Here is a 7,037-nt window from a genome sequence, read left to right on the forward strand (position 1 = left end):
CGCCGCGCTCGCCTCGGGCACGATCGGGTCGAGAGCGCCCGAGGCGAGCGCGGCGGGGCTCGCCGACCTGCTCGCCCGGTCCGGCGCAGCGGTCGAGCACCGCCGGCTCCCGGCCGGGCACGGTCTGTCCCAGGCGGACGTCACCCTGGTACAGGCTTGGCTGGCGCGGGGATCCGTCCCGGCGGCGGCCTAGGGCGGGAAGCGAACGAACGGCCGCGCCGGAGGTTTTCCAGCGGAGCGGCCCGCCTCCGGGCCGCCCTCGACTCAGGGAGGCCCGGAGATGAGCGCGGTCATCGAGCGCCGGATCCTCGATCGCCTGATCGCTCTCGGGCGAGCGACAGGTCGGATCTCGTCCGACGAGTTGCGCGCCCACCTGCCCACTGCGACCATGACGGCCGAGGATATCGCGCTCGTGGTGCTGGAACTGGAAGAGTCCGGCGTCGAGGTGGAATTCGAGGGGCCGCTGGAGACCGCAGGGCGCCCGTCCCCGGTCCGGCCCGTCGCCGAGTTGCCGCCGCTCCCGACTGCGCCGGCCGTCGCGGCCTCCCCCGCCCCGACCGTTCGGGCGGCGGATCCGTCCGCATCGACCTCATCGGCGGCGCCCCGGTCCGGTGCTTCCTGGTCGGGCGGCCGGAATACGGTCACCCGTGCGGTGATCGCGGCCGGCGCGCTCACCGTTCTGGTGATCGCGGTCGTTCTGCTGCTCGTCCGGCGCTGAGGGTCGGCCGGAGCGTCGCTGCCCCTACTTCCGCGACGCCATCAGGTCGTGCGTCAGCACGGTCAGCTTGCCGATCAGGCTGGTGATGTCGCTGCGCTGGCAGGACCACTGCGTCCCGACCGCCTGGCCGTCCGAGGAGACCGAGACCACCGCGACCGAGCGGAGCTTGCCCTCGCGGGCGAGCTTCAGCTGTTCTTGGAGCACGTCGATCATCGAGGCGATGTTCTCGTCCGCCTCGACAGTTGCGAGCTGGGCCGGAAACGGGACGACCGGCGCCGTCGACGCTTGTTCACGCTTGCTCATCGCCGGACCTCTTGAACTCTGCTGCGATCTGCTCCGCTCTTTTACAGGCCAGTGTGGGCGCAGTGTGGCTGATCGGGGGCCGACGACATCATTCGTCCACGGTGTGACCCTTCGGCAACGACCGCTCGGCCGGTCGGGAGGCGGCGCGCCCGCAGAACGGCCAAGGTTGATAACGCGAACTCAAGCGGAACATTTAACCTGCCGTTAACCACCTCGGCGCGATGTTGCCTTCAGAACGGAGAGGGAACATCGATGCACCGGACCGTCCAGCCGCTCGAGGGAGCCCGCCGCCAGGGTGCTTGCGCCGGCTTCGCCGCGAGCTTTCGCACCCGCTACAGCGAGGTCGCCGCCGAGCCACTGCCCGCCCGGCACATCGACCTGATCCTGGTCCTTCGGCGCCAGGAGCGCGAGCGCGCCCGGGGAGCGGATCGCCACTGAGGCCGTTTCGGTCGGTCGCTTCGATGCCGTCCCCGCTCCGTCATGCCGGGGCGCCGCATACGAGCGCGGACTGAGGACGGCGAGAGCATGAACCAGCCGAGCCGACGGAATCTTCGTGGCACCACGCCGCGAAAGGGTCGCATTTCGCCAGTCGAGCGCTGTGAATTTTGGGACTTATCCTGGCGAGGCCAAGTTTTGGCCAGATTCGGCGTATGTCTTGACTGCGGGGGTAACGAGTAAGGAGGCCGCGATGGTGGTCCTCGACCCGCGTACCGGTCGGCTGGTCTCGATCAGCCTGGGCATCCAGCCCGACACGCGCACCGGTCCCGCCGCACCCCGGCCTGCGCGCCCGCCGAGGGAGTGGCCGCTGCACCATCCGGAAGCACACCAAGAGCCGCCGGGTGCCCCGCCGGCCCGCCTGCGGATCCGCCGCGAGGAGAGCTGAGCCCCGCGGGCTTTGTCCGGGCCGTCGCGTCACCCTATCCTCACCGGGATCTGAAAGCAGGCCGGATCCGCAAACCGTGGCGCCCCGCTTCTACCTCGACCTGATCGACGGGGACGAGACCGTCCCCGACGAGGGCGGCCTGGAGACGCCCGACCTCGACGCCGCCACGGCCCACGCGCAGGCGGTGCTCCGCGAGATCCGCATGGCCGGCCGCCTCACCGGGGCCCACGGGCCCTGGGAGATCGTGATCCGCGACGCGCGGGGCCGGCCGCTCCGGCGCATCGCGGTGTCCTGAGCCGGCGGATCAGGTCGGCCAGCTCGCGAGGGCGAATCCTTCGTCCTGCCAGCCGGTGACGCCGCCGATCATCAGCTTCACCGGGCGACCGCAGCGGGCGAGCCGCAGGGCCGCCTTGTCGGCCGCGTTGCAGTGCGGGCCGGCGCAGTAGACCACGAACAGCGTGTCGGGCGCCCAGGCCGCCATCCGCTCGGGCGTGATCTCCCGGTGCGGCAGGTTCTGCGCGCCCGGAACGTGCGCCCGCGCGAAGGCGGCCGGGCCGCGGGTGTCGAGGAGCACGAAGTCGGGCGCACCGCTTTCGAGGGCGGCGTGGACGTCGTCGCAATCGGTCTCCAGCGCGAGGCGGCGGGCGAAATGCGCCTCGGCCTCGGTGGCGGGAACGGACGGGGTCTCGGTGACGCGGCTTTCGGTCCGGCTTCCCATGGGGTGTCTCCTGTGCGGGTTGCCGGGCCAGGATGCGGCGTGGGATGACGGAGCGTGAGCGGTCCGGCCGCCGATCCGCGTCAAGATCATGCCAATCGCCCTCCCCGACCGACGCGTCGTCGCCCTCGCCTATGACGGGCTCTGCACCTTCGAGTTCGGGATCGCGGTCGAGGTCTTCGGGCTGGAGCGGCCCGAGATGGGGCCGGACTGGTACCGCTTCACTGTTGCGGGCGTCGAAGCCGGCCCCTTGCGGGCGACCGGCGGCATCCGCATCGCCGTCGATGGCGGGCTCGATCTCGTGGCCGAGGCCGGCACCGTCGTGGTGCCGGGCTGGCGCGGGGCGGACGCGCCGGTGCCGGAGGCCTTGTGCGCGGCACTGCGGGCAGCGGCCGGCCGGGGCGCCCGGGTGATCTCGCTTTGCTCGGGCGCCTTCGTGCTCGCCGCGGCGGGCCTCCTCTCAGGCCGACGCGCCACCACGCACTGGCGCTACTTCGACGCCCTGGCGCAGGCCGCCCCCGACGCCGTGCTGGTGCCGGACGTGCTCTACGTGGACGAGGGCACGGTCCTCACGGCGGCCGGAAGCGCGGCCGGCATCGACCTCTGCCTGCACCTCGTGCGGCGGGATTTCGGGCCGGAGGCCGCGAACAGGGTCGCGCACCGGCTCGTGGTGCCCCCTCACCGGGAGGGGAGCCAGAAGCAGCGCGTCGCGCGGCCGGTGCCGACCGCGCGGGAGGGCGCCCGGCTCTCGCCGCTCCTCGACCGGGTCCGGACCCGGCTCGACCGGCCGCACACCCTGGCCACGCTCGCGGCCGAGGCCGGGATGAGCCCGCGCACCTTCCTGCGCCGCTTTCGCGCCGCGACCGGCACGACCCCGGCCGCGTGGCTTCTGGCGGAGCGGCTGGCGAGCGCCCGCTTCCTGCTGGAGACCGGCGCCCGGCCGATCGACGACATCGCCGCCGCCTGCGGCTTCGGCAGCGCGGCGACCCTGCGCCACCATTTCCGAACCCGCCTCGGCACGAGCCCGGCGCGCTACCGGGCGGGACAGCTCCCCGCCTGACGGGCGGAGCGCGTCCTCAGGCGCTGAGCCGCACCTGCATCCGCGGCAGCGGCGCGCTGGGAGCCAGCCCGTACGCCCTCAGCGAGACGATCTCCGCCGGCCGGTCGTGCCGGGCCACCACCACGCTGTTGTCGGGCACCGCGATCCAGTTGCGGTGCTCGCGGTCGAGGGGCTCGGAGACCACCAGAACGCCGTCCTCCGACTCGCGGTAGTAGAGGCTGTTGGCCGCGTCGTTGACCGCGTAGCGGAAGGCGTAGAGGTCGCGCCCGTTGGCAAGCGCCGCGGTGAAGCGGAACGGGTGGCCGCCCACCGGGCCGCCGACGATCTCCGTGAGGGTGGCGAGCGTCGCGGCGGTCGCCTCGATCGGGTCGCGGCCCGCATCCGGGCCGACGAGCCCCGCGCCGGCGATCGCCAGGAACACCGCCTCGGAATCCGTCGTGCCGCTGCGCGAGGGATAGAGCGGATCGGGGATCAGAGCCTCGATCGGCCGGCGCAGGCGCGTCCAGTCGCCGATATAGCCGTTGTGCATGAACAGCCACGTGCCGCAGGCGAAGGGGTGGCAGTTCGGCCGGGTGATCGGCGTGCCGGTGGCCGCCCGCACATGGGCGAAGAACAGGTGCGAGCGCAGGTGCCGGCAGAGGTAGCGCAGGTTCTCGTCCGACCACGCGGGCTGGACCTCGCGGTAGAGGCCGGGCTCGGGATGATCGCCGTACCAGCCCAGCCCGAACCCGTCGCCGTTGGTGCTGGCGGTGGATTCGAGCGCCTGGATGCTCTGCGAGACGAGCGAGTGACCCGGCTCGGTGACGTAGCGCTCGAGCGGGATCGTGCGTCCCCGATAGGCGATCCAGCGGCACATGCGCGTCCCCACTCCCTCGTCAGCGTGGCAGGCCCGGTCCCGGGCGCGGGTCCCCATCGGCCAGGATCGTGGAGAATCCGCGTCACCTTGAGCGGGCGGGCGCGACCGGGTCCAGAGGCGCGGCCTAGTTCCCGTGGGTCTGCAGCCAGGATTCCAGCAGCGCGACCTGCCAGAGCTTGGAATTGCCCTTCGGCGTCAGGGTGCCGTCCGGGTCCGCCAGGAGATGGTCGATGTAGGCGCGGTTGAACAGGCCCCGCTCACGGGCTTGTGGCCGGTCCAGCACGTCGCGCACGAAGTCCATGTAGGGGCCGCGGATGTGCTTGAGGGCGGGCACCGGGAAGTAACCCTTGGGCCGGTCGATCACCTCGGCCGGGAGCACCGTGCGGGCCGCCTCCTTGAGGATGTACTTGCCGCCGTCCCGCACCTTCAGGGCGGCCGGCACGCGGGCGGCGAGTTCGACCAGTTCGTGGTCGAGGAAGGGCACCCGCGCCTCCAGCCCGCAGGCCATCGTCATGTTGTCGACGCGCTTGACGGGATCGTCCACCAGCATGATCTGCGTGTCGAGCTGGAGGGTCGCGTCGACCGGGTCCTTCCCGGCGACGCGGGCGTAGTAGTCGCGCACGAAGTCGCCGCTGTGGTCGGCGCCGAGATAGTCCGGCGCCAGGGTCTCGCGCATCTCGGCGTGGTCGCGGTCGAAATAGACCCGGGCGTAGTCGGCGGCCGGATCGGTCGAGCCCGCCATCTTCGGGTACCAGTGGTAGCCGCCGAAGATCTCGTCGGCGCCCTGGCCGCTCTGCACCACCTTCACGTGCTTGGCGACCTCCTCGGAGAGCAGGCGGAAGGCCACGGCGTCGTGGCTCATCTGCGGCTCGGACATCGCGGCGATCGTGGCGGGCAGCATGTCGAGGGTGCGGGCCGGATCCACCGCGATCTTCAGGTGATCGGTCTCGAACTCCCGGGCGACGAGATCCGAGTACTTGAACTCGTCGCCCTCGACGCCGTTCACCGCGTCGAAGCCGACCGCGAAGGTCTTGAGACCCGTCTGCCCCTTGCGGGCGAGCAGCGCCACGAGGAGCGAGCTGTCGAGGCCGCCCGAGAGCAGCACGCCGGTCGGCACGTCGGCGATCCGGCGCCGCTCGACGGCGAGCGCCAGCATGTCGAGCACCCGCTCGCGCCACTCGGCCTCGCCGACGCCGGCATCCTCGGCGCGCGGGCCGACCTCCAGGTACCAGTAGGTGCTCTGACGACGGCTACCGTCCGGCTCCACGGTCAGAAGGGTCGCGGGCGGCAGCTTCGTCACGCCCTTCAGGATGGTGCGAGGCGCCGGCACCACCGCGTGCAGGCTCATGTAATTGTGCAGGCCGACCGGATCGATCGCGGTGTCGACGTCACCCGCCGCCAGCAGCGCCGGCAGGGAGGAGGCGAAGCGCAGTCGCCCCTTCGTCTCCGCGAAGTAGAGCGGCTTGATCCCGAGCCGGTCGCGGCCGAAGACCACGCGTCCGCTGTCGCGCTCCAGCACCGCGAAGGCGAACATGCCGAGCAGGCGCTCGACGCAGTCCGGCCCCCAGGCGTGGTAGGCCTTGAGCAGCACCTCCGTGTCGCTCGTCGAGAAGAAGCGGTAGCCCTTCGCCGTCAGTTCCTCGCGGAGCGCCGGGTAATTGTAGATGCAGCCGTTGAACACGACCGCGAGGCCGAGTTCCGGATCGACCATCGGCTGCTGGCCGGCCTCCGACAGGTCGATGATCTTCAGGCGGCAATGGCCGAAGGCGACCGGCCCCTGCGAGACCAGCCCGCTGGCATCGGGCCCGCGCGGGCTCAGCACGCCCATCATCGCGCGGATTGCGGCGGGATCCGCCGCACCTCCGAAACTGATCTCGCCGCAGATTCCGCACATGGCAGCCGAACGCCTTTCTTTGGGAACCCCCAGGCGGCACAACCGAGCCGCGCCCGAGCCGTTCCAGCTCCGCGCGGTCGGCGGCGCACCCGCGCGCGGCCCCGACCTTTCCAATCCGTGACCGACCAATGCACCAAATGGGCCGTCCGCCTCTGGATAGCGGGGATCCGTGGGGATGAATCCCGCTCTGGCGCAGGTCGGCACCGCCCGGCGAGGCGGCGCTTAAAGGTCGATTCACGCCGGTCTCGTTAGCCTGCGGTTACCCAAGTTGCGTACCCGAAGTGCCATGCCCCCATCCGTCGAGAATGCGCCGGACCTGTCCGGGCTCATCGAATTGTCGCGCGTCGCGCATCTCGATCTGAAGCCCGTGGTGCTGCGGGTTCAGACGGACCTGTTCGTGCAGGCGGAGCGGCGGGACCGGGCGGAGCGGGAATCCTTCGAGGCCCTGGCCTGCGGGCTGATCCCGACGGTCGACGAGGAGACGGCGCTCATCGTCGCCGAGAAGCTCGCGGGTTTTCCTGGCACGCCGGAGGCGGTGCTGGCCGCGCTGGCCCACCGCGGCGGAGCGGTGCGCGATGCCGTTGTGGCCGCGCTCGCCGACGGGCGCC

At 71.7% G+C, this 7,037-nt stretch carries 9 protein-coding genes and 2 pseudogenes; 7 read left to right on the plus strand and 4 right to left on the minus strand.

Features of this window, described 5'->3' with window-relative positions; genetic code table 11:
* Both MFF54_RS19190 and MFF54_RS19195 read left to right on the plus strand, forming a co-directional pair.
* A pseudogene (locus MFF54_RS19190) lies at positions 1 to 193 on the plus strand (alpha/beta hydrolase); the annotation flags it as partial.
* An 87-nt stretch (positions 194 to 280) separates the two neighbouring features.
* Complete coding sequence (locus MFF54_RS19195) at positions 281 to 718, plus strand: RNA polymerase sigma factor region1.1 domain-containing protein (RefSeq protein ID WP_238304420.1); 438 nt, start codon at positions 281 to 283, stop codon at positions 716 to 718.
* A 24-nt stretch (positions 719 to 742) separates the two neighbouring features.
* On the opposite strand, the gene MFF54_RS19200 is transcribed toward MFF54_RS19195, so the two are convergent.
* Complete coding sequence (locus MFF54_RS19200) at positions 743 to 1,021, minus strand: hypothetical protein (RefSeq protein ID WP_238304421.1); 279 nt, start codon at positions 1,019 to 1,021, stop codon at positions 743 to 745.
* 252 nt (positions 1,022 to 1,273) lie between these two features.
* Here MFF54_RS19200 and MFF54_RS19205 point away from each other — a divergent pair, with 252 nt between their 5' ends.
* The 3 genes from MFF54_RS19205 to MFF54_RS19215 all read left to right on the plus strand — a co-directional run bounded on the left by MFF54_RS19205 (position 1,274) and on the right by MFF54_RS19215 (position 2,199).
* The gene (locus MFF54_RS19205) at positions 1,274 to 1,459 is read left to right on the plus strand and encodes a hypothetical protein (RefSeq protein ID WP_238304422.1); all 186 of its coding nucleotides are present in this window, start codon (positions 1,274 to 1,276) and stop codon (positions 1,457 to 1,459) included.
* Between the two features lie 250 nt (positions 1,460 to 1,709).
* Positions 1,710 to 1,904, plus strand: coding sequence for a hypothetical protein (locus tag MFF54_RS19210; protein ID WP_238304423.1), 195 nt, complete (start codon positions 1,710 to 1,712; stop codon positions 1,902 to 1,904).
* Positions 1,905 to 1,980: 76 nt separating this feature from the next.
* Complete coding sequence (locus MFF54_RS19215) at positions 1,981 to 2,199, plus strand: DUF6894 family protein (protein ID WP_238304424.1); 219 nt, start codon at positions 1,981 to 1,983, stop codon at positions 2,197 to 2,199.
* 9 nt (positions 2,200 to 2,208) lie between these two features.
* Here MFF54_RS19215 and MFF54_RS19220 read toward each other — a convergent pair whose 3' ends face one another.
* A complete protein-coding gene (locus MFF54_RS19220; protein WP_238304425.1) occupies positions 2,209 to 2,622 on the minus strand; it encodes a rhodanese-like domain-containing protein in 414 nt (137 codons plus the stop codon).
* 88 nt (positions 2,623 to 2,710) lie between these two features.
* Between MFF54_RS19220 and ftrA the strand changes: the two genes are divergently transcribed.
* A complete protein-coding gene (gene ftrA, locus MFF54_RS19225; RefSeq protein ID WP_238304426.1) occupies positions 2,711 to 3,679 on the plus strand; it encodes a transcriptional regulator FtrA in 969 nt (322 codons plus the stop codon).
* A 16-nt stretch (positions 3,680 to 3,695) separates the two neighbouring features.
* On the opposite strand, the gene MFF54_RS19230 is transcribed toward ftrA, so the two are convergent.
* Both MFF54_RS19230 and MFF54_RS19235 read right to left on the minus strand, forming a co-directional pair.
* Positions 3,696 to 4,535 carry a class II glutamine amidotransferase gene (locus MFF54_RS19230; RefSeq protein WP_238304427.1) on the minus strand — a complete coding sequence of 280 codons (840 nt, stop codon included), beginning with the start codon at positions 4,533 to 4,535 and terminating at the stop codon, positions 3,696 to 3,698.
* Positions 4,536 to 4,659: 124 nt separating this feature from the next.
* Positions 4,660 to 6,429 (minus strand): N-acetylglutaminylglutamine amidotransferase, encoded by a 1,770-nt coding sequence (locus tag MFF54_RS19235; protein WP_238304428.1) that lies wholly within the window; start codon positions 6,427 to 6,429, stop codon positions 4,660 to 4,662.
* A 286-nt stretch (positions 6,430 to 6,715) separates the two neighbouring features.
* Here MFF54_RS19235 and MFF54_RS19240 point away from each other — a divergent pair.
* Positions 6,716 to 7,037 (plus strand): annotated as a pseudogene (locus tag MFF54_RS19240) (hypothetical protein); the annotation flags it as partial.

It is taken from the genome of Methylobacterium gregans (genome assembly GCF_022179245.1).
In the GTDB taxonomy this organism is placed as follows: Bacteria; Pseudomonadota; Alphaproteobacteria; order Rhizobiales; family Beijerinckiaceae; genus Methylobacterium; species Methylobacterium gregans.

Coding starts and splice junctions, on each gene's coding strand:
- MFF54_RS19205 (WP_238304422.1), top strand. CDS start 1,274: ATGCACCGGACCGTCCAGCCGCTCGAGGGAGCCCGCCGCCAGGGTGCT.
- MFF54_RS19230 (WP_238304427.1), bottom strand. CDS start 4,535: ATGTGCCGCTGGATCGCCTATCGGGGACGCACGATCCCGCTCGAGCGC.
- ftrA (WP_238304426.1), top strand. CDS start 2,711: ATGCCAATCGCCCTCCCCGACCGACGCGTCGTCGCCCTCGCCTATGAC.
- MFF54_RS19210 (WP_238304423.1), top strand. CDS start 1,710: ATGGTGGTCCTCGACCCGCGTACCGGTCGGCTGGTCTCGATCAGCCTG.
- MFF54_RS19195 (WP_238304420.1), top strand. CDS start 281: ATGAGCGCGGTCATCGAGCGCCGGATCCTCGATCGCCTGATCGCTCTC.
- MFF54_RS19220 (WP_238304425.1), bottom strand. CDS start 2,622: ATGGGAAGCCGGACCGAAAGCCGCGTCACCGAGACCCCGTCCGTTCCC.
- MFF54_RS19235 (WP_238304428.1), bottom strand. CDS start 6,429: ATGTGCGGAATCTGCGGCGAGATCAGTTTCGGAGGTGCGGCGGATCCC.
- MFF54_RS19200 (WP_238304421.1), bottom strand. CDS start 1,021: ATGAGCAAGCGTGAACAAGCGTCGACGGCGCCGGTCGTCCCGTTTCCG.